This is a genomic window from Streptomyces rubiginosohelvolus (assembly GCF_014649875.1).
Lineage (GTDB): Bacteria > Actinomycetota > Actinomycetes > Streptomycetales > Streptomycetaceae > Streptomyces > Streptomyces rubiginosohelvolus.
In genome coordinates, this window is record NZ_BMTW01000001.1 from 1,073,413 (window position 1) to 1,096,420 (window position 23,008).

A 23,008-nucleotide genomic window follows, 5' to 3' on the forward strand; every position below is an offset into this window, starting at 1 on the left:
CCGTCGACCGGGCTGCCGCCCTTGGCACCTGCCATCCGCACCGGTGTCGCGCTGCTGGCCGTGGCCGCCTTCGCGCTTTCCTACGACGCCCTGCGTCAGATGGCCGCCGCCAGCCACATCCATCCCGCGCTCACCTACGCCTTCCCACTCGTCATCGACGGGTTCATCGCCATCGGGATCGGCTCCCTGCTCGTCCTACGGACCGCGCCCTTGTCCGCCCGCCTCTACGTCTCGGCACTGGTCGGCATCGCCACCGCCACCAGCATCTGGGCCAACGTCCTGCACGCCATCCGCCTCAACCAGCAGAACCGGCGCAGCGCACTCGCTCTCGACGACCTCACCGTCGGGGCCATCTCAGCCATCGCCCCGCTCGCCCTGGCCGGAGCCGTCCACCTCTACCTCCTCGTCCAACGCCGACCCACGCGAACGGAGCCCCACCCCGAACCGCACAACGACGGAGCCACCTCTCCCGAAGACGGGGTGACCCCCACACCGGCCCCGGTGCCCGACGCCGATGTGGCCAAGGCCCCTGCGGTGTCCGTGTCTCAGCACACCAAGCCACGTGGCAAACGTCGCGGCCGACCGAGCGCCACCTTCGAGCAGGCAGTGGAGATCGGACGTACGGCCCCCACGGGACGTGGCGGCCAAATCTCTCGCCGCCACATCGAGGCGGCCGTCCACGCCAAGGGACTCGGCATCGGGCGGTCCCGCCTGGACGAGGTCAAGAACCTCCTCCAGGCCGAGCTCGACCAAGCCCGAACCACGGCGTAGGCCCGCGCCCTCCCGCCAACTGCTCGCCTCGGAATCGCCGGGGCGAGCACGGCTTCCCCTTCGTACGGTCAGAGAGCCCCTCATGCACGAACAGTCCGCACACCCCCTCCCCCACTCCTCTCGTCACCTGACCTCCACCCCAGCCCCAGGCGGAGCAAGGTATGGCGTTGGACCGTCCAAGGGCCGGTTCAACGCAGGTTCCTCCGCCCCGGGGGTGGCGGAGGGTCTCGGGCACCAGGGGGCGCCCGAGCAGGATCAGCCCATCGACATCTCCAGCGCTGCCGTGCCGCAACCGCGTGCCTCCGAAGCTGCCGCGCTCCACCGCGTCGCCCGCCGCCGCGACCACAACGAGACCCAGCGCACCGCGCGCGTCGATGTCCGCTACAGCACCGAAGAGAAGGCGGACATCGTCGCCAAGGCCCGCTCGCTGAACATCGCCGCCGCCCACTACGTCGGTGCCGTCGTCATGGCCCACCTCGACGGGGACCTCGCCTTGCCCGGTCAGCGCACCCCGCTCGACGACTACGTCGATGAACTCACCACGCTCCGTGGCGAGGTCGCCAAGATCGGCCGCAACATCAACCAGATCGCCAGGAAGCTCAACTCCGGCGACCTCCCTCACTCCGGCGACACCGCCACCCTGGCCCAGGCCGAACGCACCCTCGCCGCGGTCGGCACTGCCGTCCGCCACATTGCGGAGGCCACCAACCAAGCCGTCGCCACAAGGAGCCACCGATGATCGCCAAGATCAGCAGCGGCAAGAGCACGGCCGGTCTCATTCGCTACCTCTACGGACCAGGCCGCGCCAACGAACACACCGATCCCCACCTCGTCGCCTCCTGGGACGGCTACGCCCCCGACCCAGGCCGCGCCGACGAAAGCACGGCGGCCAGGAAGGAGCTCGTCGACGACCTCGACCTGCGCGTCAAGCAAGCTGATCGACTGGACCGCGCCCCGAAGCAGCACGTGTGGCACTGCTCTCTCCGCGCGGCACCCGGTGACCGCATCCTCGAAGACGGCGAGTGGGCGGACATCGCCCGTCGCGTCGTCGCGGCCACCGGCATCGCGCCGGCGGACGACCCGGACGGCTGCCGCTGGATCGCCGTACGCCACGCCCCCGATCACATCCACATCGCCGCCACAAAGGTCCGAGGTGACCTCCGCTCAGCACGTCACTGGAACGACTACCTCACCGCTGACCGCGAACTCGCAGCCATTGAGAAGGAATACGGGCTGCAACGGGTCATCCGCGGTGACCGCACCGCCGCCAAACGGCCCCACCGCGCCGAACAGGAGAAGGCTCTGCGGAACGGCCAGGCCAAGGCTGCCCGCGAACGCCTGCGCACCGTGGTCCGCACAGCGGCGGCTGCCGCCACAGATACCGAGGAGTTCCTCGGTCTGCTCACCCACTCCAAGGGGGTTCTCATCGAGGTCCTGTACTTCCCCTCGGGAGAACCACGCGGCTACAAGGTCGCTCTGGAGAACGACCGGAACGCCAAAGCAGAACCGGTGTGGTTCTCCGGCTCCACGCTGGCGCCGGATCTCTCCCTCCCGAAGATCCAGAGCCGTCTCGCCGCAGCAGAGGTTCCAGTGTCCGCCGACGAGGAGCGGCTCAGGCCGCACCCATGGCATCAAGCCACCGCAGCCACCGAGCGCATCCCCCACCACCTCGACCAGCCGGACGCCGGAGCCGCCCAGGCCCACCTGGCCGCCTTCGGCGAAGCGCTCGACGCCGTAGCTCTCACCGCACCGCCGGACATTCGTACCGAACTCCGCTCAGCAGCCTCAGCTTTCGAGCGGGCGACCCGTTCGCGCGTCCGCGCCGAGCACCACCACGCTCGTGCTCTACGCGGCGCGGTCAAGGCGATGCTTCGCGAGCCGGCGCCGAAAGACGGAGCCGCCTTGGCGATGTTCCTCGACGCTGCGCTCCTCGCCGTCATCGCCGCCGCACGCTGGCACGACCGACGAGAGCACGAGCAACAGGTGGCCGCAGCCCACAAGAGCCTGCTCCACCTCCAGGCCGCCTACGACCACACGGCAGCCACGCCCCTCCTGGTCCTCGGCCAACGCCGACCGTCCCAGAATCTTGCGGACCAATACGTCCGGCTCATCCGCCTGGCCGCCCCGGCGCACGCCGACCAGATCCTCGCCGACTCTGCCTCGCAGGCGCTCACCACCGCATTGGCCGAAGCAGAGGCAGCGGGCCACGACCCCAAACGTCTGCTGCAGCAGACAGCAGACGAACGAGCCCTCGACGACGCACGCTCCCCGGCACGCACCCTCACCTGGCGCGTGCATCGGCTCTCGCAGAGGCCGGCTCCCAGTCGACGAGCTCTGGCGGCACAAGCTCGCAGCACCGGACTACGCCACGTGCCCTCGCCCGAACCTGCGGCGACGGCCCCACCCACCATTCCCGCGTCTCGCCCTCGGCGGAGGTGATCGTCCAGCGGCTACCCCTCAGCGTGACCGAATCAACGGCTCTTCTCTGACCGGAGCTGGGAGAGGGTGTGCACGACCGGCAGGTCGAACTGGTCCTTGTCCTGCTCCCAGTAAGCGAGTACCCGAGCCGTGGCCTCGGCCATGTCCGGGGGCAGGTCAGCCGCGCGAAGAGTGTCGGCGACCTCTTCCATCTCGGGCGCCCAGCGCCAGGCTCGGGCTGCCACTCTCGGTAGATACTCCGGGTCGGAGAGGATCGCGGAGATCATGACCTCGGCTTCGGCTGTGAGCTGATCACCGACTCCATGGGCGTCGGCGAGCGCGTGAGCGACGCCGGCGAGGGTGCGGGCGGCCTTCTGGTAGCTGGAGAAGGCCATCTTCAGCGCGGAAGCCGAACCGACTGTGTCCCCGACGCGGCACACGTGCAGCGCAGAGTCTGTGAACAGCGACGCCACCAGCTCGACGGCAGAGTCGGCCCCTGCGAGGTAGAGCCGTGTGGCACGCCCCTCGCCTGGCGGCTGACCGAAAACAGCACCGTCGACTACTGCGGAGCCGGGGCGGATCTCGTCAGCGATGTGCCGTACGCGTTGAGGGCTGATGGCGTTGACATCGGCGTACACCCCCGCGAAGCCGTGCGCTGCCACCGCCGCCGCAACGTCCTCCGCCGCCTGTGGTGGGCAGACCGAGAGAACGACCGCGCTTCTGGACAGCGCCTCCGCGAGCGAGTCGTACGCCGTGGCACCGGCTTCCCTCCCGCGTAGCCAGGTGTTCTCACTGCGGCCCTTGGTCACCGACAGCGCCTCATGGCCGCCGGCCACGAGCTCGGCGGTGATCGCCGCGCCCATGGTTCCAGGGTGGAGGACGGTCACGGTGATCACTGGCTGCCTCCGGCGTTGCGCGACGTGGAATGTTCCTCATCCCCATGATCCGCTGTCGTTCGGCACCGGCGGCTTCGGAATCAATGCCTGATGGCCGTCTGGGTACTGATGGCGGACAGAAGTGCCTCCGGTCTCGGACTCGCCGTTCAGGACGGGACAGCGGTACATGGGCCGCGGCCCCGACGGTCCTTGCAGCTCGTCTCACGCTGAAGCCGCGTCATGGGTACCGTGCAGGAGACGAACTCTGTACGGACAGAACGGCGGTCGCGCCGGATCGTCCGGCGGCCGGGAGGTGTCCTGATGCTGGAGGAAGCCGAGGAGATCGGCAAGCGCGCTCGCAGGGCGAGGCTGCGACTGGGCATGCCGCAGGCCGACCTGGCAACAGCCCTGGGGAAGTCGCAGGGCTGGGTGTCGAAGATGGAGCGTGGCCTGATCGAGCTGGACCGGGTCGGCCTGCTCAACCAAGTGGCCGCAGAGCTGCACGTCCATCCGAACGACCTGATCGGACGCCCGTACAGCAGCTCCCCCGACGACAGCCAGTGGCAGATCGCCGCCTCGTCGATTTTGCGCGAGCTGCGCCGCTACGACCTCGTTCCCGTCTTCGACGGGGATCCCCGACCGGCGTCACAGCTATGGCGTGAGGTGACCCGGCTGCACCGCCTGCGGGACACCGCCTCCAACGTCGCGATTCTCCGAGTTCTCCCGGACCTGTTCCGGGAAGCGCGCGCCCTGGCGGAGGACTCGGACGGGCACGAGCGGGAAGAGGCGTATGCCATTTACGCCGTGTGCTGCAAGTTCGCGCACACCGCCGCGCACGCCCTCGGACACCCCGAGCTGGTGGCCATGGCGTGCGAACGGGCCGCGTGGTCAGCCAGGTTGTCGGGAGATCCGGTGCTGCCTGCCGTCGCCGACTGGATGCGCGTCTGGGACATGTGGGCGACGGCTGACTGGGCCGACGCTCTGACCCTCTCGGACAAGGCGATCGCCTCGGTGCAACAGCCGTACGAGCACGGTGATCCGCTGGCCGTACGGGCTTGGGGCACGCTGCAGCTTCGAGCAGCCATCTCCGCCGCTCGGGCCAACCGCCCAGCGGAAGCGGAGGACCGGATCGGACACGCGAAGGACGCGGCGGAACGCATGGACGCGTACGTCGGCGCACCGGTGTACGACCGGCATTCGCTGACGTTCTCCGCCGGGAACGTGCAGATCCACGCGATCAGCGTGGCTCTGGAAATGGGCAAGCAGGGCAAAGCTCTGGAGATAAACCGCCGCACCAGCCCGAGCCTGGTCGGGGCACTGCCCAACTCACGTCAGGGCCACCACCACATGGACGTGGCGCGGGCCTGGCTGTGGGACGGAAACCGGGCAAAGGCCCTCACCGAGCTGGAGACGGCTGAGCGGATCGCGCCGCAGCTCGTGCGGAACCATCCCATCGCCCGTTCAACGCTTCGCAGCATCGTCTACGCGGAACGAGCAGCCACGAGGGAGAAGCTGCGGCACATGTCCGACCGCTTTCACCTGGACGGATAGGGGTCGTATTCCTCCGGCTCATATTCGAGGCTCGTCCTGTCCCTAACTTCGGGGCATGACGCGACGACGTTCTTCTCATCTTCCCTCGCAGGGAACCGAGTTAGGTACGGCGGCACCTTTCCGCCCATTGCTCGGCGACCTCGCCACGGACAGCGCTCGCGATGGCCGTGTGGGTGTCGTAGTCGCTCTCCCTGGTGAGGGCTCTGCGACGACGTACCACCTGCGTCCGCCTGGGGGCGGGGCCCCCTGGTCCGCGCCCGCCGACGGAACGACGCTCCGTCCCGTGCCGGTGAGGGCCACCCACGCCACGCTCTCGGCCGGACGGGACGCGGTCTACGACGCGCGGGCCAGGCAGGGATCGGTTCCCATCGAGTTCCACTTGGATGACGGATCGACCCTCGATGGCGCGCTCATCCTCACCTCTGTCGAGCTGGAGTGGCTGCACCAGCAGACCAGCCGCCTCGTCGACGCACACGGACGGACCCTCGGCGGCACCCCGTGACCGGGCCTCGGCGACGCCACGCCCGAAAAGCCGCGCCGCGCTCCGTACGCCCCGAAGGCGGAGGCATCGCGCTCACGCTTCTGGCGGTCGTCGGCCTGGTGGGACCGGCCTGGGCACTGCGTGAGCAGGCCGTCCCGCTCCTCAACGGCCTCGGTCACCAGCCCGCCGCCGTCTCAACGGACGCGAGCCCGCCCTCCGACCGCTGACTCCGCTCCGCTGCCCGGGTCGTTCATCCCACCTTCCCGGCCAACTGAGCCTGCCATGCACCCGGAACATCCAGGCGTGATTCTCCAGGGAGAGATCGTGGACATCCCGTACATCGTCATCGACCAGCTCACCCCCGACCAACAGCAGGTCTGGAAGACCTACTTCGGCGACGCCGACCGACCCCGCTACATCGAGGAAGGCATCTGGCGCCGTACGCAGGAGAAGGCCACGGCCGAACAGAGCGGCTGGACGGCCGCCGACGACGCCCGGCGGCGGATCATCCACTACCGCTACCGGTACGGCCTGGTCCCCACCACCGCCGCGCCGGCCATCGGCCTGACCGACCTGTACCTCTACCACTCCGCCACCGCTCCAGCGGATGAGATCGACGCGCACCACGACGCCCTGTGGGACTCGCTCGCCGACGGCGGCTGGAAGGAGGCTCCTGGCGGATTCTTATGGACACGCCGGGATCTGAAATGCCGGATCACCGAGCACGACGCCCACCCCCAGGACGCGGCGGCGGGCCGTACCCTCCCCTCTGGCTACCGGAGCCTGGACGTGCAGATCGCCTCGGTGTCCTACGCACCACCGCCCGCTGTCCGGCAGCTGCCGTGGAACGTCCTCTCCACCGGGATCAGGTGCAAGGAGCGCCCCGGTACGCCGACCCGCGTCCCGGACCTGTCCGTCCTCGCGGACCTTTTGCCGTTCCAGGTGGAGATCGGCTGCGGTACGTCGGTCGAAGCGGGTATCCCACCCCTGCACCGGCTCCACGAGATCTACCGGGTGACCGACCGCCAGGGCCACGAGCCTCGGGAACACCGCTTCACCCTCTCCCCGACAGCGGACACGCTCCTCCACGAGGTGCTGACGGAGCCGGAGGAGAAGGCGGCGGAATTCGTGGAGATGTTCCGCGCCTGCTTCCTGGCCGAACCGACTCCGGCCATGTGGGCGCTCAAGGAACTGAAGGACGCCGGTCACCTCGTCGGCCCGGTCATCACCAACAACTTCGACGTGCTCGCGGCGCGCGCCGGGCTCGACGAGTGCTTCATGCGCCGCTACGACCAGGCCGTACCCGACGTCGAGTGGGTGGACGGCGCCAAGGCCCTCCTCGTCGTCGGCCTGCACGCCGACCGTCGCAAGGTCCAGGCCCGCGCCCGCGCTCGCGGCATGCAGGTCGTCTACCTGGACCCGGAGGGCTTCTGGTGCGACGGCCAGTTCATGCCGTACCCGCTGGAAGGCCCCCAGGACGGCGACTTGGTGTGCCGGGCGACCGCCGCCGAGGCGCTGCCCGCCCTTGTCAACCTGCTCAAGCAGCAAGCTGGTTGATCCACCTGCACGAAGAGGTCCGCGCCGGGTGTTGGCGCTAGCGTGACGCACCCGGCCGGCCCGGACTCCCCTGGGCGGGCGAGGGACAAGGAAAGGAGCGTCGCCCATGCGCGTATCCGTCATCGGCTGCGGTCACCTGGGCATTCCCCACGCCGCTGCCATGGCCGAGATCGGCCACGAGGTCATCGGAGTGGACCTGGACCGGGCGAAGATCGACCGCCTCAACACCGGTGAGTGCCCCATCTACGAGGACGGCCTGCCCGAACTCCTCAGCACCCACACCGCAACCGGACGCCTGCGGTTCACCACCAGCCTGGCAGAGGCGGCCGAGTTCGCGGACATCCACTTCCTGGCCGTGGGCACGCCGATCGACGCGGACGGGCGGAGCTACGACACCGGACAGGTCTTCGGCGCCGCCCGCGCCCTCGCTCCGCACCTGACCCGCCCGACCGTCATCGTCGGCAAGTCCACGGTCACCGTCGGCACCTCCCGCGACCTCGGTGCTCTGCTCGCCCGCCTCTCCCCGGCCGGTGAGGACGTGGAGGTCGTCTGGAACCCCGAGTTCCTGCGCGAGGGCCACGCCATCGACGACACCCTTCGCCCCGACCGGATCGTCGTGGGCGTGCCGTCGGCTCGCGCCGAGGACGCGGTGCGCGAGGTCTACGCACCCCTCCTGGCGAACGGCATCCCGCTGTTCGTGACCGACCCCGCAACCGCCGAACTCATCAAGGGCGCTGCCAACGCCTACCTCGGCATGAAGATCTCCTTCATCAACGGCGTCGCCGACATGTGCGCCGCCGCCGGAGCCGACGTCCAGCAGCTCACCGAGGCCATCGGCCTGGACCCCCGCATCGGCCGCGGCGGCCTGAACGCCGGACCCGGCTACGGCGGCGGCTGCCTCCCCAAGGACGTCCACGCCTTCACCGCCTCCGCCCACACCCTGGGCGCCAACGAGGCAGCGACCATGCTGCGGGCGGCGGAGGAGGTCAACGAGTCCCGACCCGCCGCCGCGCTGAGGCTCATCGAGCAGACGCTCGGCCGACCCATCGAGGGCGTACGCATCACCGTCTGGGGCGCTTCTTTCAAGGCCGGTACCGACGACGTCCGCGAATCCCCGGCCCTGGCGATCGCCGCGCTCATGCACCAGCGCGGCGCGACCGTCACCGTCCACGACCCGCACGCCGTGCCCACAGCACTGCGCCGCCACCCCGAACTCGACTACTGCGAAAGCCTCGAAGACTCCCTCGCGGCAGCCGAGCTGATCGTCCTGGCCACCGAATGGCCTCACTTCCGCGAGGCCGACCCCAAGGCCCTCGCCACACTGGTCGCGGACCAGGTCCTCGTCGACCTCCGCAACCTCATCGACGCCGATGCCTGGCGCATGGCCGGATGGACCGTACGCCAGCTCGGACGACCCGCACAGGAATAGCCGAACCCATCGATCGGAGGTCCGACGTGGACACCCTGTGGGACAACATCGAGAAGCTCTCCGCCGTCTGCCGAGCAGCTGGCGCCCACCTCCCCGACGAGGAGCTCAAGGCCCTCCAGGTCGGCAAGGTCGCCGAGGAAGCCGGCGAGGCGATGCACGCCCTCCACGGCCTGAAGGGGCTCACCACCTGCGGCGACGACCACACCTGGTCCGAGGTCCAGAACGACCTGGTCGGAGCCGTCATCGCCGCCCTGCTGGCGATGCACTACATCGACCCCACGGGCGCCCGCGCCACCTTCGACGAGATCCTCCACCGCCGAACGCGCAGGGGGCACGAGGCCGCTGCGGCGGCCTGACGGCCTTCGGACGTGGCCGTCGACCGCTCCAGGTGAGCGAAGTCGACGGCCTCGCCCGACACAAGCTGCAGCACGCTTCTTTCCCCAACAGGGCCCGGAGAGTGCGCCAATAACTCTATGATGTGGCGATTCCCACGTTCGGGACGAGGGGGAGCAATGTTCGGGACGACCAAGGTCACGGCTACAGGTGAGGACGTCTTCGTGGAGGGGCTCGACGTGCTGGTGTCCATCGACGACAACGAAACCCCTGCCAGATCCGGGGAAATGGGCATCTTCGGGCGTCGGACCGAGGAACCCTCGGTCCGACGGATCCCCGCTGGCGTTCTGCGTGAAAATCTCCAGCAGACCGTAGACACCTTGCAACAGGTACTTGCAGGTATCAGTTCGCCCGAGAACGGCATGCGGTTGCAGCAGGCACAGGTTTCCTTCGAAGTCACCGCGACTGGAGGAATCGCCATAGTGGGAACGTCGGCCCAAGTGGGCGCCAAGGGAGCCATCACGCTGACCTTCGGTCTCTGACCCATCGGAGACCACCATGAATGGCTCCTACCGCGCCCTATTAATCGGTGTGCCGACCTACCTCGACTCCCATATTGACCCTCTGCCCTTCGTCACGGATGACATCACTGAGCTGTCGGATGCACTGTCCGCCATCGGGTACGACGTGCACACCCATGACTTCTCAGAGACTGATCGGGAGAGCATCGACTACACCATCGAAACCTTCTTCCAAGGCGCTACTCAGGGCGAGACGCTGCTCCTCTACCTCAGTGGCCACGGGATCCACCACGACGGCAAGGACTACCTCGTCCCTAAGGGCGCTCGGACGACCTCCCACGATTTCCGCGGCAAATGCCTTTCGCTCGACTTCAGCGGCTACGTTGAGCGCAGCGAGGCTGGCGACGTGGTCGTGTTCGTGGATGCCTGCCGTGAGGGCATCACCCTCAGAGAGATGTCTGTCGGCAACGCCATCGGCTGGTCCGACATGAGAGTCGTACGCGCTGGCACGCGCCACTACAGCCACGTATACGCATGCTCGCCCGGGGAGCGCGCGCGCTACACCCGTGCGGGAAACAGCACCTTCAGCATTTTCTCCCGCGCTCTCAGCACTGTCGTGGCGGATGAGGCAGGCGCAAGCACGCTCCGCGAACTCAAGGAACAGTTGCAGAGCGCGACAGACGCACTTACCGCCGAACACAAACTGCCTCGTCAGCAGATCAGGGTACGTACTGAGACGGAGACCGACGACTTCGCCGTATTCGTCCGGCCTGACCGCTCCGCACTCAAGGCCGGTGGGGAGCACCCGTGGGTAACCGCGGCCCGCGACCACCCGGCGTGGAAGCAGATCGGCGACGCCCCCGGTGCCGAGGCCATGCGCGTGGCGGCCGAGGCACTCGTCGCCCAGATCGCTCCGCGCGCTACGCGGGACGAGACGGCACTGGTCGACGACCCCTGGCGACCCGTCGACTTTGCCGAGCGGATGACCGGCGCCGTCGGCTGGTTGCTGTCGAAGGCACTCAACCCGGAGAAGCTGGATCTCTCCCCTGCCGAGGCCGCCCTCTTAGTCGCCGTGCCATACCTCTACGTTTCATGCGCGAACCGCGCCGCAGTCCAGGCACTGGAGGTCCAGCCAACCAACCTCGGTCAGTTACCCAATCCAAGTCCCTCCCGAAGAAGCTATGAGCAATACTTCAACAATCGGGATCGGCTCGTACGCCGCGCGGAACTCGTCGAAAGGTCGGCTGCCAAGGACAGCTATTCGGCCAGCATCGCTTGGTGGCTGTTCCGCCGCTGGCTGACGACCAAGCCCGGCGGATTCCAGGACAAGATCCTCACCGATCTGATCGGCTCCGTGGAAAGCTTGCTGGAAGAAGTGCCCGCCGAAGCAGACCGCAAGCTTGTTGCCGAGTTGTTCGAGCTGAATACTCTGCCGATGCTGCTGCGCTCGCTGCGCACTTCATTCGACACCACAACTATTCGGCCCAAACGCCAACTGGCGGGGGGTGCCGAGGTCGAGCAGCACGTACGCGAGCAACTGATGGTCGTCCTGGTGACGGTGGCGCATCACCTCGCAATGGACCCAATCCTGCTGTCCGACGTCGTCGTGGAGCACCTGGGCATCAACTACTCCGTGCGAATGGACCAGCTACACCGAACGATTCAGACGGCCCGGTGGGACCAGCACGGTCGCACCCGTGTCCTCAACGTCACCTGCCACCATCCGGCGATAGGCCTAGCTCTCCAGCAGCAAGCATCGGCCCTGGATGCGCTGCTCGGAACGGTCGATATCCAGGCCGGCGGTGAACCACAGATGGAGCCGTTGCAGGACCTGCCAGCGCACGCCACGGCCGACCAGGTGAGGCCGGCTCTCACTGCCGATGGAAAACTGGCGTATGAGACAACGGACCTACGGTTCCGTCTCGCCGACGACCGCATCCAAAAGCTCCTCATGGGCGAGCAATTATACGGAGATCCGGGGCTGGCTATTCGAGAGCTCTATCAGAACGCCCTGGATGCCTGTCGCTACCGAGGGGCCCGCACCCAGTATCTACGGTCGCGGCACTCCGGTGTCGCCCACTGGTCAGGGAGCATCAAATTCAAGCAAGATGTGGATGAGCACGGCCGCGCTTATATCGAATGTATCGATAACGGCATCGGCATGGGGGAACGTGAACTCCGCGAAGTCTTCGCCCACGCCGGTATGCGCTTCGCTGATCTACCCGAGTACCTCGATGAACAGGCCGAATGGCGCTCGGCGAACATCGAACTACATCCCAACAGTCGATTCGGCATTGGCGTGCTCAGCTACTTCATGATCGCTGACGACGTCTCGGTCACCACCTGCCGCCTGGACCGCCAAGGTCACCCGGGACAGCGCTTGCAAGTCGATATTGCCGGACCCGGGTCCCTGTTCCACATTCAAGATCTGGGGCGGGGGTATGAGGCGGGCACGACCGTGCGCCTGTATCCACGCTCTTCCGGCAGCCTTCCCTCGTGTACAGACCTGTTGCGACGTCTGCTGTGGGTCTCCGAGTACTCGGTGGTAGCGCAGGACACGGAGACCCGATTCGAGTGGGAACCGAATGTTCTGTCGCCCATGGCCCCGATGGGTGCGGGAGACCCGCATGTCCGCAACACGTTACGCGCCGACGACATCGCGGTCGATGGCACAACCCGGTCAGATGTCTGGTGGACGAGCGACAGCGGCGGTGTCCTTGCGGACGGTGTGTGGATCGGCGTCCCACTGTTCGGAGCTGTCGTCAACCTCACTGGAAGGCACGTACCACAGCTGACCGTCGACCGCAGGCGCACGTTGGCCTTGGACGAGAGCCATGTCACTCAGCGAATGCGGGAGGAGATTCCGACGCTGCTGCGGGAGGACAGCACCGTCTTTGGCCTCAGCTGGTTGTCAGAATTAGTCACCCACCATCCCGCACTAGCGGACGAAATATCCAAGGCGGCGATGGACCGCCGGTACAGCCCCTGGGCGGCAGGCGGGCTGGAGCTAGACATCACCACATCGGGGTGCTTCTCGATCGACTCGGAGATCATGAGCGGGGAATACCTGATTAGCCAGTACACCAGGAGAGTTGCATCCGTGGTCACGTGGCGGGCCAAGGCCGCAGCGGCCGCCGGAGCATTCCCCGGAGTGAAACTCGCCGACCCCGATTCGGTAGTACCCGCAAGGCCCACCGACATCGGTCTGCTCAGGGAGTCGGTAGTCGAGGGTGATCTCACGGAAAGGTTCAGTTCGCAGAGGCTCTATGCGGAGGAGTGGCTGCAGCGCGAAAGCCCGGTACGTCTGGGTCATGTATTGGAGTTCGCGCGCTCGGTTGGGTGCACTCCGAGAGAGACAGCAGACAGGCTCATGGCACTCGGCTTCAGGCTTGAGGACAATGCAGTGCTGCCCGAGACGGCCGCGGTTGATGACCTGGTCATGCTCAGCCGGGACCTTGACCGGATCTCACCATGGCTGGATGCGGCCGCCCCTGTTCCGATGGGGCACGTGATGGCAGCTGCCGAACGAACGAAACGCAACCCGTCCGAGGTGGCAGCTCGGCTCGCCGAACTCGGGCTGAAACTCGTCGAGGGAACGATATTGCCGGAAACCGTCGAACGCTATGACGAGGCCCTGCTCGCCCGGCCAACTCAAACTGGGGAGCGACGATGGTTGGATTCAGCCGTTCCTATTCCGCTGGGGCATGTGCTGGCGGTAGCCGAGCAGACAGATCGTCGCCCGGCGGAGGTGGAAGCCAGGCTCACGGAACTCGGACTACGGCTGGAGGATGGGGCCGCGGTACCCGCTGTCGTGGAACCCGACGACCTAATCATCCTGAGTCATGGACTGCACAAGAGCTCTCCGTGGTGGAAAATCAGTCGTCCAGTGCCGTCGGCACACGTAGTGGTAGCCGCCCATGTCGTGGACCGGTCGCCTCAGGAGGTGTCGTCCCGACTCGTACAACTTGGCCTGCGCCTGCATGAGGAGGCTGTGCTGCCCCCAACAGTGACACCTGCAGATCTCACCCTGCTCACCGCGGGCACCGAGCAGCGGAGGAAGGAATGGCTGAATTTCGAGAAGCCAGTCCCGCTGGGCCACGTACTGGCGGTGGCCGAACAAATGAAGATTTGTCCAGCGGAGGCAGCAGCCAGACTCGTGGAACTCGGCCTGCGCCTTTTCACGGGTGTCGTGCTGCCTGAGGTCATCCACTTCAACGACCTCGTGATCCTCCGCGACGGGCAGAGCCGGAGGAAGCGGTGGCTGGATGAGGCGAACCCGGTCCCCATGGGCCATGTGCTGGCCGTGGCCGAGCGGACGAAGCTTCGTCCAGCGGAGGTAGCGTCCAGGTTGATGGAGTTCGGTCTATGTCTCGCAGAGGGGACGGTACTTCCCGAAAATGCGGAGGTGGATGATCCGGCCATCCTCAGCGTTAACCACGATCGAGTTGCGCCGTGGCTGGACAAGTCAGCGCCGATACCAATGAGCCATGTGCTGAGTGCGGCGGACCGGCTGGGGCGCCGTCCCGCAGAGGTGGCAGCCAGACTGGTAACACTCGGATTGCAGGTGGCGACGGACGGAGCACTACAGCTAGGGAAGATTGAGCTTGAGGATCTCCGGATGTTCGGTGAGCACGCATTCGTGGACGAGCGGAGCACAAGGACGCCGATCCAACTAGGCCAGGTATTTGAGAGTGCCGTTTTAACTGGCCGCCCCCTGCCGGAGGTGGCCCATCGCTTGAGTGAAATCGGATTCACCTTGGCCGACGATGCGATCTACACCCACGATTAGCTTCGGTGCGAGTGACTCAGCGGTTCTCTGTGGTGCTCTTAATTCCGCGCACTCTTCGACTGCGAACTCGCCAGGAACCTGATCGGCGTACAGGCTGCTGCGAAACATTGGAGACTATATATCGCACTCGAAAGCTCGGTCGGCACCAAGTATGCGACTCCTTAGACCTGAGCGAGCTCCAAGCGCGACCGATGGGAACCGCTGGATCGACGACACAGAATTCGCCGCCTACGGACTCGACGAATAAACCATCACCGGCTACGTCAGTGGGCACAGGCATGGGCCACCGACATCAGCGAACGGCTCCAAGAGCTGGAGACTCCGCACGAAAACTGATGGCCGCATGGAAGCTGGACGCGCTCAGCACGATGCACGCCAAGCCACTCGGACCACGCCAGCCGTGCCCCATCCGTGCCCAGCAGAGCGGACAACGGGGGTCAGGTACAGCCTCCAGAGACCATGGCGCCCCCAGCTTCCCCGCAGAAAACCGCAGTTCAGAGCCCTTCCGGAGACTCGAGCACCGCTGATTCCCAAGCTCAGAGCGCGAGTTCGATTCTCGTCACCCGCTCCACGAAAAAGCCCCAGGCCAGCGGCCGGGGGCTTCTTTGCTTTGGACCAGTTCGGGTATCTCGTGCCAGATTCCTGGTCGTCCGCGGCTTCACGCCGGGCCAGCGCGAGTTGGTCGAGGCCAGCCGCGACCTCGCCCTGCCGCTCCAGGCGAGAAAGGCCAACAGAACGACGACCCGCATGCCCGCTTCCGACGTGGTGGCCCCTTCAGCACGCCTGCCTGTGGTCAGCTCCGCGGCCGACGGTGAGATCGTTCAGATCGACGCCCTCTCGACATGGTTCAGCCTCTTCCTGGGGGCCAAGAGGTCCATCCGCACCGCCGTAGACCATGACAATTGCATCCGGCTTCTGGTCTAGGTTTTGCCTGTGAACCACAGCCGTTCCAACCTCGGCGCACCCCGCGAGCCCTTCTTGCCGCCGTACCAGGTAGTCCTGTCGGAGACCGATTGGGGTTCGCTCGAGACGCCCTTCGGGAACGGTGAGGACCTTCCCGAGGTCCTCACACGACTGCTGACACCCGACCCCAAGGTTCAGGTCAACGCCCTGTCAGAGCTGGGTGAGATGGTCGGCCACCAGAACACGATCTACGAAGCCACTGCCCCCGCCGCCATGTATGTCGCCGGCATCCTCACCCACCCGGCGGCTACGACCCCCCGGCCCTATCGCAACGTCCCCATTCGCGCGGCGCTGTTGAACTGGCTGGCTTCCACGGCCTACGACGCCTCCGACGAAATTGTGGGCCGCACGGAGCAGTACTCCCCTGGATTCCTGGCCCCCGGCACTGTCGTGGCGTCCTTCCGAGACCTGCGCCCGATGCTCTATCGGGCGGTCTCGCCCTTCCTCCGAGACAGCCACGAGGACGTGCGTGAAGCCGCCGTTATCACCGCACTCATCCTTGCCGAGCACTCGGCGCTCGCCGGGCACCGCGATCACCTCGCCGTGCACGCGCGCGCCATCCTGGACACCAGCGGCGACGATCCCAACCGGCGTGTTGCCTGGAAGGCGCTCGAAACTTGGGGCCACGGCGCCCCCGATTTTGAGCCTTTGCTGGAGGAGTCCTGGGCCTGGGGGCCACACAGTGATGGCCCCAGCTATCTCGAACCGCCCTTCTGACCGATACGCGCATGGTCGGCGGGCTCGTACTCCAGCACCGGAGACCGCACCCTCCGGTGGCGAAACCTTGACCGGAAGCATCGGTGCCACAAACCCAAGCCTGCGTGCATACTCCAGTATGCTTGGCTTATGTCCTCAACGACTCGCATCACCGTCACGCTTCCCAGCGATCAGGTGGCGGAGCTCCGCAAGCTCACGGACAACGTCTCCGGCTATGTAGCGGAAGCCGTGGCCCGCCAGATCCGGCACCAGCTTCTGGGCGACGATCTTCGCCGGCATGAAGAAGAGCACGGAGGCTTCAGCGACGAGGAGCTCGCCGAGGCCCACTCGAAGATCTTTGGCGCCACCGGCTCCTCCAAGGGCGCGGACGCCGCGTGAGCGAGCGCATCGAGACCGTCGTCCTGGACTCGGACGGGCTGTCCGCCTGGATCGCGCAGGAGCGCAAGCTCCTCGCCATGCTGCAGGTCTTCCACGACATGGGAGCCGACCTCGTGATCGGGGCGAACACCATCGTGGAAGTCAGCCACTCCCGCACCAACATGCCTCGCCTGAACTGGGCTCTGTCTCGCGTCAAAGTGGAGCCGGTCACCGAGCAGGCGGCCAAGGCGGCGGCGGAACTACTTAAAGGCGCCGGATTGCACGGCCACAAGTACGCCATCGACGCCACGGTCGCCGAGGTCGCGCTCCGCCAGCCGAATCCCGTCGCCCTGCTGACGTCCGACAGCGATGACATGACCAAGCTCTGCGGCAGCCAGGTCCGCATCATCCCGCTCTGACCAGCCGGCCCGCCCGGAGCACGCGTCGCACTGCCAGCTCTCGTGCCCCATCCGTGCCCAGCAGAGCGAACAGATACGGCTCTCAGAGACCGGGAGCCGTCCACCTGCCCCATCCGAAATCGCAGGTCAGAGCCGCTGCAACAACCTAAGCACCGCTGATTCCCAAGCTCAGAGCGCGAGTTCGGTTCTCGTCACCCGCTCCACGACTAAGGCCCAGGTCATCGACCCGGGCCTTGTTTGTTGTCTGGACCTGAATAATTGTCGCGCACAAGATCCGCACCGTGTGGCACGCGACCCGGACAGGCCACGACCGCGATGCTCTGGCAGCCGCCTTCCGCCGGGCCTCCCCCGCAGCCGCCCTGCGGAGAGTACGGACCCCCTTGCGCCGCCATGCCACCGCGCGCCTCGTCGTCTCGTAGCAAGAACTGGGCGCCAGACGTCATCGGTTTCACCTCGCAGCTGCCTCCCGCCCACGCACCAAGATGTAAACGATCTTGGTGGCACGGCCCGGAAATGAGATCCTGTTCGCATCTGCATTCAGTGAACGCCGATCTGTGCGGGGGGACTTCACACTGTGGCTGTAACCGTGCCCGATTGGGCCGACACCATGCTTGACCTCATCGGGATCAACTGGCCGAACGTCGACGAAGACGCGTACCGGGACATGGCCGACGCTCTCAGGGAGTTCGCCGACGATGTCGAGGACGACGGTCACCTTGCCAACCAGCACGTGCAACGTCTGCTGTCCTCCGGCAGCGGTGAAGCACTCGACGCGCTCAACGGTCACTGGGGCAAGGTCAAGAACAAGCATGTGAAGGACCTGGCCAGTGGCGCTCGTACGATCGCCGGCGCGCTGGACAACGCGGCCACGGCGATCGAGGCCATGAAGTACGCGGCAATCGTCCACCTGGGCGTACTCGCCGGCAAGGCGGGCATCTCCATGGCGTTGATACCGGTGACCGGCGGGCTCTCCATGCTCATCGGCGGGGCAGCCATCGCGGTCGCCCAGCAGGCCATTCGCCGGATCATCAAGGAGTGCATGGAGGAGGTCGTCGGATACATCGTCTCCGCTCTGACCGAGCCGGCCGTCGCCGCGTTGGAGAACATGGCCGCGGATCTCGCTGTGCAGGTAGGCGCCAACATGCTCGGCCTCCAGGACGGCGTCGACATGAATCAGGTCGGCCAGTCGGGCAAGGAGGGCTTCAAGGAAGGGGTGGCGGGGGCCAAAGATTCCCTCCAGCTCGCTTCGGCCGATGGCCCCGGCCCCGCGCCCGGCAAGGGCGTGCACATCGAGCACGCGGAACACACCCGCGCGGGCACCAAGCTCAACCTGGTCAGCGTCGACGTTCATGGCAAGACAGCGGGGAAGCTTTCCAAGGCCAGGACGCATCATGGACGAAGCAGGGGCAAAGACGACATCGCCGGTGCCCTGGACCCCGTGATCGACAAGGCCATGAAGGCGCTCGGCACGGCCAACAAGGCCATGGGCGACCACTTCGGCAAGACACTCCCCAAAGCGGTCAAGGAGATCTCCGAGAACCAGAAGAAGATCGAACTGGACATCAAGGAGATGATGTCCAAGGGCGTGAAGGTGCGTAAGGGCGACAGAGAAGACGGGCCGCGCCCCGATGCGCCCCGGAACTCCGCCCGCACCAAGGCCGACGCACTGAAGAACGCCAAGGACGAGCCGCGCCGTAACGCGATCTCCCTGGAGAAGAAGACCTGCGAGAACGACCCGGTGGACGTCGCCACCGGCGAGATGACCCTGCCCCAGACCGATCTCGCCCTTCCCGGAGTCCTTCCCCTGGTCCTTCGCCGGACTCATCTCTCCGGCTATCGCTACGGCCAGTGGTTCGGCCGCAGCTGGGCTTCCACGCTGGACGAGCGGATCGAGCTGGACCCGCTCGGCGGGGGCGCGGTGTGGTCCCGGGAGGACGGTTCGCTCCTCGTCTATCCGCAGCTGCCCCTGGCCGAGGACGACGGCGGGGTACTCCCCGTGGAAGGCCCACGGCTGCGCCTGCGGCACGGAGGCCAGAGCAACGGCGAAACCACCTATCTCGTCACCGACCCTCGTTCGGGTCTGACGCGCTCATTCCGCGGCGGCCCGTACAACGCGTCCCCCGCCTACTGGCTCAGGGAGATCGAGGACCGCAACCTCAATCGGATCGACTTCGCCCGCCTCGGGGACGGGAGTCCGACCGCCGTCGTCCACTCCGGGGGCTACCGGGTCGCCCTGGCCGTCGAGGACTCCCGCATACGTGAGCTGTCCTTGCGTACGCCGGACGGTCCCGTCACCGTCATGCGCTACGGCTACGACCCTCTTGGCAACCTCGACGCCGTCATCAACTCGTCCGGTCTGCCGCTGCGTTTTACGTACGACCCGGACGACCGGATCACCTCGTGGACCGACCGTAACGACTCCACGTTCCGCTACGTGTACGACGATGCCGGCCGCGTGGTCCGCACGGTCGGCCCGGACGGCTATCTGTCGTCCACGTTCGCCTACGACGTCCATTCGGAGACGGGCGACCGCGTCACTCGGTACACGGACTCCCTCGGCGCGACCAAGGTCCACCAGTTCAACGACCGGCTCCAGGCCGTCGCGGAGATCGACGCGCTGGGCGGCGTAACCCACCGTAGCTTCGACCGGTACGACAGGCTGCTGTCCCGGACCGACCCGCTCGGTCGTACCACGACGTACACCTACGATGATCACGGAAACCCGGTCCGGGTCGAGCACCCCGACGGCACCGTCGCCCGGATCGAGTACAACGAGCTGAACCAGCTCGCCGCCGTCACCGGCCCCGACGGCGCGACATCGCGGCAGGAGTACGACGACCGGGGCAACCCGACGCTCTTCACCCGACCGGACGAGTCCATAACCCGGCTCACCCATGGCCGCAAGGGAGAGCTCATCGGTGTCGACGACTCCCTGGGCGCGCTGGACCGGCTGCGCTGTGACGCGGCCGGTCTGCCGCTGGCGGTCCGCGGGCCGCTCGGTACGGTCACCCGTTACGTCCGGGACGCGCTCGGACGCCCGGTGCGCATCACCGACCCCCAAGGCCGCACCACCGAGCTGGAGTGGACGGTCGAGGGCAAGCTCGCCCGCCGGACAGACCCCGACGGCTCGCGCCAGTCGTGGACGTACGACGGCGAGGGCAACTGCCTCGTGCACACCGACGCGGCGGGCGGCGAGACCCGCTTCGAGTACACCCACTTCGACCTGGTCTCCGCCCGCACCACACCGGCCGGCGCACGCCAGGAGTTCACCCACGACACCGAGCTGCGCCTGACCCGGGTCACCAACCCCCAGGGTCTGACCTGGGACTACACCTACGACGCGGCAGGCCGTACCAGCGCGGAGACCGACTACGACGGACGCGCCCTCCGCTACTCCCACGACTCCTGCGGCCGACTCATCTCCCGTACGAACGGACTCGGCCAGACGGTCCGCTACGAACGCGACCTCGCGGGCCGGGTCACCGCCAAGGACGCCGACGGGAGCGTCACGCGCTTCGCCTACGACATCCGCGGCCGTCTGGCCTCGGCGACGGGCCCGGACAGCGAGCTGTCGTACGTACGGGACAGCTCGGGCAGGGTCCTGCGGGAGGTGTGCGACGGCCGCGAACTGGTCAACGCCTACGACGAGACCGGGCGGCGCACCCGTCGTGTCACCCCGTCCGGTGCCGTCAGCTCCTGGTCCTTCCCGGCCGGTCGCACCGCCGAGCTGACCGCCTCCGGCCACCGGCTGGGCTTCCACTTCGACGAGACGGGTCGCGAGACCGCCCGCCGGATCGGTGACGCGCTGACCGTCGACCTCGCGTACGACCCGGCGGGGCGCCTGATCGACCAGCTCGTCCGGACGACCGGTGACCGGGTTCTCCAGCGCCGCACGTACACGTACCGTCCCGACGGCCATCTCGCTTCGGCCGAAGAGTTGACCGGAGGCCGCAAGCGGCTGGAGGTGTCCGGTGACGGCCGGGTCACCGGCGTCACGGCGGAGAACTGGTCGGAGCGGTACGCGTACGACGAGGCCGGGAACCAGACCAGTGCCTCCTGGCCTGGCGCGGGCGACGCCTCCGGGCCGCGCGAGTACGCCGGAACGCGCATCACCCGCGCGGGCCGTGTCCGGTACGAGCACGACGCCCAGGGCCGGGTGATCCTGCGCCAGAGGACCCGCCTCTCCCGCAAGCCCGAGACCTGGCACTACGGCTGGGACGCGGAGGACCGTCTGGTCTTGGTCACCACCCCGGACGGTACGCGCTGGCGCTACCTCTACGACGCCCTGGGGCGGCGCTCGGCCAAGCAGCGCCTGGCCGAGGACAGGGCGACGGTGGTCGAGGAGGTGACCTTCACCTGGGACGGCGACACCCTCTGCGAACAGACCACTTCCACGACGGGCTCCCCGGATTCCGTCGCCCTCACCTGGGACCACGACGGCGTGAAGCCGGTGACTCAGGTGGAACGCCGGCTCGTGGACCAGGCGGAAGTCGACAGCCGCTTCTTCTCGATCATCACCGACCTCATCGGCACGCCTCGTGAACTGGTCAATGAGCAGGGCGAGGTGGCGTGGCGCACCCGTTCCGCCCTGTGGGGAGCCACTTCGTGGAATCGCGACGCCGACGCGTACACCCCTCTGCGCTTCCCCGGCCAGTACTTCGACCCGGAATCGGGGCTCCACTACAACCGCCACCGCCACTACGACCCCGAGTCGGGCCGCTATCTCTCGCCCGACCCGCTCGGTCTGATCCCGGCCCCGAACGCGGTCACCTACGTCGACGACCCCACGCGGTTGATCGACCCGCTGGGTCTTGCGGCGTGCCCGCACCGGAGCGGGGAGCACAAGCACAGCGTGGTGCTGGGCGTCAACCGTCCTGGTGGACATTCCAACAGCCTCGCCGAGCACCTGCGCAATAATAATGACCCTGGCGCGCACACATACAATGACAGCACATACGGTGATGAGGAGCCCGGTGGTCCCGTATGGATGACCAACGTCGCCGCCGCCGTGAACGACCGAGGGACAACACTGTCCATAACCTTGGACGGAATGCCGAATCGAGCCGGAGAAACTGGGAACTGGAATACACCGGAAACTATCATCGAAGCTTTCAGAGTAGCCGTGGAGCGCGGTGACAATTTCGGCCTGGGGAACAGGGATCGCTGGCCCGACGCAGGTAATGGAACCGCATGGGAGATGAGCGTGGTTGCCCGCGCGGTTCGGGCCTACGAGACAGACGTGGCCGATGGCTACGCCAACCCGGACGGACGCCCGTGGGAAGAGATTTCCTGGTATTCGGGCAACGAGAAAATCGACATCAACGATAAACCAGATATCATGGAACTGAATCCCGAGTACCTCAGACTCAAGAGAGAACAGGCGAATGGCAGCTGAGATTGATGCCGGCATCCCCGGTTCGGTCACAAAGGAGTGGCAAAGCGTCCTGTCCGAATCATCCGGCGTGATCGATCCGAACCTTTCACGGGCCGCCCATGCGAATCCGAAACTGCGTTCACTTTTTCCGCTCATCAGTCACGGATCTCTTCAGTTCAGTCGCTGCACACGGTATCCATGGTCCCGAGACGTCCCCTCCCTCTTCAGGCGACGCGACGGGCGCTTCTCCGTCATTCGCCTGTGGGAGACAGGTGAGTCCGGCCTCCGTGAGGTAGGCGTGGCGGACACCGCGTCAGAGGCAGTCGCGCTCCTTTCCGCAAGCCTGCCCGAAGACTGGGGACCTGCGATCGAGGGGACGGCCGACGATCTGTAGCACCGGCCCCTACAGGGGGCGGGCACCCATTTGGCCCCGACGACCTGTGGGGCCCGGAC

The 23,008-nt window shown here is 66.8% G+C and carries 17 protein-coding genes; 16 read left to right on the forward strand and 1 reads right to left on the reverse strand.

Translation table 11 applies throughout. From position 1 onward, the window contains the following. Positions 1-12: 12 nt before the first annotated feature. The 3 genes from IE134_RS05170 (at position 13) to IE134_RS05180 (ending at position 3,210) form a co-directional block, all read left to right on the forward strand. Positions 13-771 (forward strand): DUF2637 domain-containing protein, encoded by a 759-nt coding sequence (locus IE134_RS05170; RefSeq protein WP_373296793.1) that lies wholly within the window; start codon positions 13-15, stop codon positions 769-771. An 82-nt stretch (positions 772-853) separates the two neighbouring features. After that, entirely contained in the window at positions 854-1,510 is a 657-nt protein-coding gene (locus IE134_RS05175; protein ID WP_229823331.1) for a MobC family plasmid mobilization relaxosome protein, read from the forward strand. After that, positions 1,507-3,210, forward strand: coding sequence for a relaxase/mobilization nuclease domain-containing protein (locus IE134_RS05180; RefSeq protein WP_189429690.1), 1,704 nt, complete (start codon positions 1,507-1,509; stop codon positions 3,208-3,210). The genes IE134_RS05175 and IE134_RS05180 overlap by 4 nt, the downstream gene beginning before the upstream one ends. Positions 3,211-3,242: 32 nt before the next feature. On the opposite strand, the gene IE134_RS05185 is transcribed toward IE134_RS05180, so the two are convergent. Continuing rightward, positions 3,243-4,085 carry an NAD(P)-dependent oxidoreductase gene (locus IE134_RS05185; RefSeq protein WP_189429692.1) on the reverse strand — a complete coding sequence of 281 codons (843 nt, stop codon included), beginning with the start codon at positions 4,083-4,085 and terminating at the stop codon, positions 3,243-3,245. A 300-nt stretch (positions 4,086-4,385) separates the two neighbouring features. Here IE134_RS05185 and IE134_RS05190 point away from each other — a divergent pair, with 300 nt between their 5' ends. The 13 genes from IE134_RS05190 to IE134_RS34030 all read left to right on the forward strand — a co-directional run bounded on the left by IE134_RS05190 (position 4,386) and on the right by IE134_RS34030 (position 22,949). Further along, on the forward strand, positions 4,386-5,615 hold the full coding sequence (locus IE134_RS05190; RefSeq protein ID WP_097931945.1) for a helix-turn-helix domain-containing protein: 1,230 nt from the start codon (positions 4,386-4,388) through the stop codon (positions 5,613-5,615). A gap of 283 nt (positions 5,616-5,898) precedes the next feature. Then, a complete protein-coding gene (locus tag IE134_RS05195; RefSeq protein ID WP_097931947.1) occupies positions 5,899-6,117 on the forward strand; it encodes a hypothetical protein in 219 nt (72 codons plus the stop codon). Continuing rightward, complete coding sequence (locus tag IE134_RS05200) at positions 6,114-6,323, forward strand: hypothetical protein (protein WP_097931949.1); 210 nt, start codon at positions 6,114-6,116, stop codon at positions 6,321-6,323. Before IE134_RS05195 ends, IE134_RS05200 begins: the two co-directional genes overlap by 4 nt. A 97-nt stretch (positions 6,324-6,420) precedes the next feature. Further along, complete coding sequence (locus tag IE134_RS05205) at positions 6,421-7,653, forward strand: SIR2 family protein (protein ID WP_189429938.1); 1,233 nt, start codon at positions 6,421-6,423, stop codon at positions 7,651-7,653. A gap of 106 nt (positions 7,654-7,759) precedes the next feature. Further along, positions 7,760-9,082, forward strand: a complete 1,323-nt coding sequence (locus tag IE134_RS05210; protein ID WP_189429695.1) for a UDP-glucose dehydrogenase family protein — start codon at positions 7,760-7,762, stop codon at positions 9,080-9,082. Positions 9,083-9,108: 26 nt separating this feature from the next. Further along, positions 9,109-9,438, forward strand: a complete 330-nt coding sequence (locus IE134_RS05215; protein WP_189429697.1) for a MazG-like family protein — start codon at positions 9,109-9,111, stop codon at positions 9,436-9,438. A 156-nt stretch (positions 9,439-9,594) separates the two neighbouring features. Further along, entirely contained in the window at positions 9,595-9,957 is a 363-nt protein-coding gene (locus IE134_RS05220) for a Pepco domain-containing protein (RefSeq protein ID WP_189429699.1), read from the forward strand. A gap of 16 nt (positions 9,958-9,973) precedes the next feature. Continuing rightward, a complete protein-coding gene (locus IE134_RS05225) occupies positions 9,974-14,725 on the forward strand; it encodes a wHTH domain-containing protein (protein WP_189429701.1) in 4,752 nt (1,583 codons plus the stop codon). Between the two features lie 933 nt (positions 14,726-15,658). Continuing rightward, positions 15,659-16,405 (forward strand): hypothetical protein, encoded by a 747-nt coding sequence (locus IE134_RS05230; protein ID WP_189429703.1) that lies wholly within the window; start codon positions 15,659-15,661, stop codon positions 16,403-16,405. A gap of 129 nt (positions 16,406-16,534) precedes the next feature. Continuing rightward, positions 16,535-16,783, forward strand: coding sequence for a type II toxin-antitoxin system CcdA family antitoxin (locus IE134_RS05235; protein WP_086669813.1), 249 nt, complete (start codon positions 16,535-16,537; stop codon positions 16,781-16,783). After that, the gene (locus IE134_RS05240) at positions 16,780-17,181 is read left to right on the forward strand and encodes a DNA-binding protein (protein ID WP_189429705.1); all 402 of its coding nucleotides are present in this window, start codon (positions 16,780-16,782) and stop codon (positions 17,179-17,181) included. The genes IE134_RS05235 and IE134_RS05240 overlap by 4 nt, the downstream gene beginning before the upstream one ends. A gap of 574 nt (positions 17,182-17,755) precedes the next feature. Then, a complete protein-coding gene (locus IE134_RS05245) occupies positions 17,756-22,576 on the forward strand; it encodes a DUF6531 domain-containing protein (protein ID WP_444545688.1) in 4,821 nt (1,606 codons plus the stop codon). Next, positions 22,566-22,949, forward strand: a complete 384-nt coding sequence (locus IE134_RS34030) for a DUF6193 family natural product biosynthesis protein (protein WP_086669816.1) — start codon at positions 22,566-22,568, stop codon at positions 22,947-22,949. Before IE134_RS05245 ends, IE134_RS34030 begins: the two co-directional genes overlap by 11 nt. The last annotated feature ends 59 nt before the right edge of the window (positions 22,950-23,008 follow it).

Coding starts and splice junctions, on each gene's coding strand:
- IE134_RS05190 (WP_097931945.1), top strand. CDS start 4,386: ATGCTGGAGGAAGCCGAGGAGATCGGCAAGCGCGCTCGCAGGGCGAGG.
- IE134_RS05210 (WP_189429695.1), top strand. CDS start 7,760: ATGCGCGTATCCGTCATCGGCTGCGGTCACCTGGGCATTCCCCACGCC.
- IE134_RS05220 (WP_189429699.1), top strand. CDS start 9,595: ATGTTCGGGACGACCAAGGTCACGGCTACAGGTGAGGACGTCTTCGTG.
- IE134_RS05225 (WP_189429701.1), top strand. CDS start 9,974: ATGAATGGCTCCTACCGCGCCCTATTAATCGGTGTGCCGACCTACCTC.
- IE134_RS05235 (WP_086669813.1), top strand. CDS start 16,535: ATGTCCTCAACGACTCGCATCACCGTCACGCTTCCCAGCGATCAGGTG.
- IE134_RS05175 (WP_229823331.1), top strand. CDS start 854: ATGCACGAACAGTCCGCACACCCCCTCCCCCACTCCTCTCGTCACCTG.
- IE134_RS05180 (WP_189429690.1), top strand. CDS start 1,507: ATGATCGCCAAGATCAGCAGCGGCAAGAGCACGGCCGGTCTCATTCGC.
- IE134_RS34030 (WP_086669816.1), top strand. CDS start 22,566: ATGGCAGCTGAGATTGATGCCGGCATCCCCGGTTCGGTCACAAAGGAG.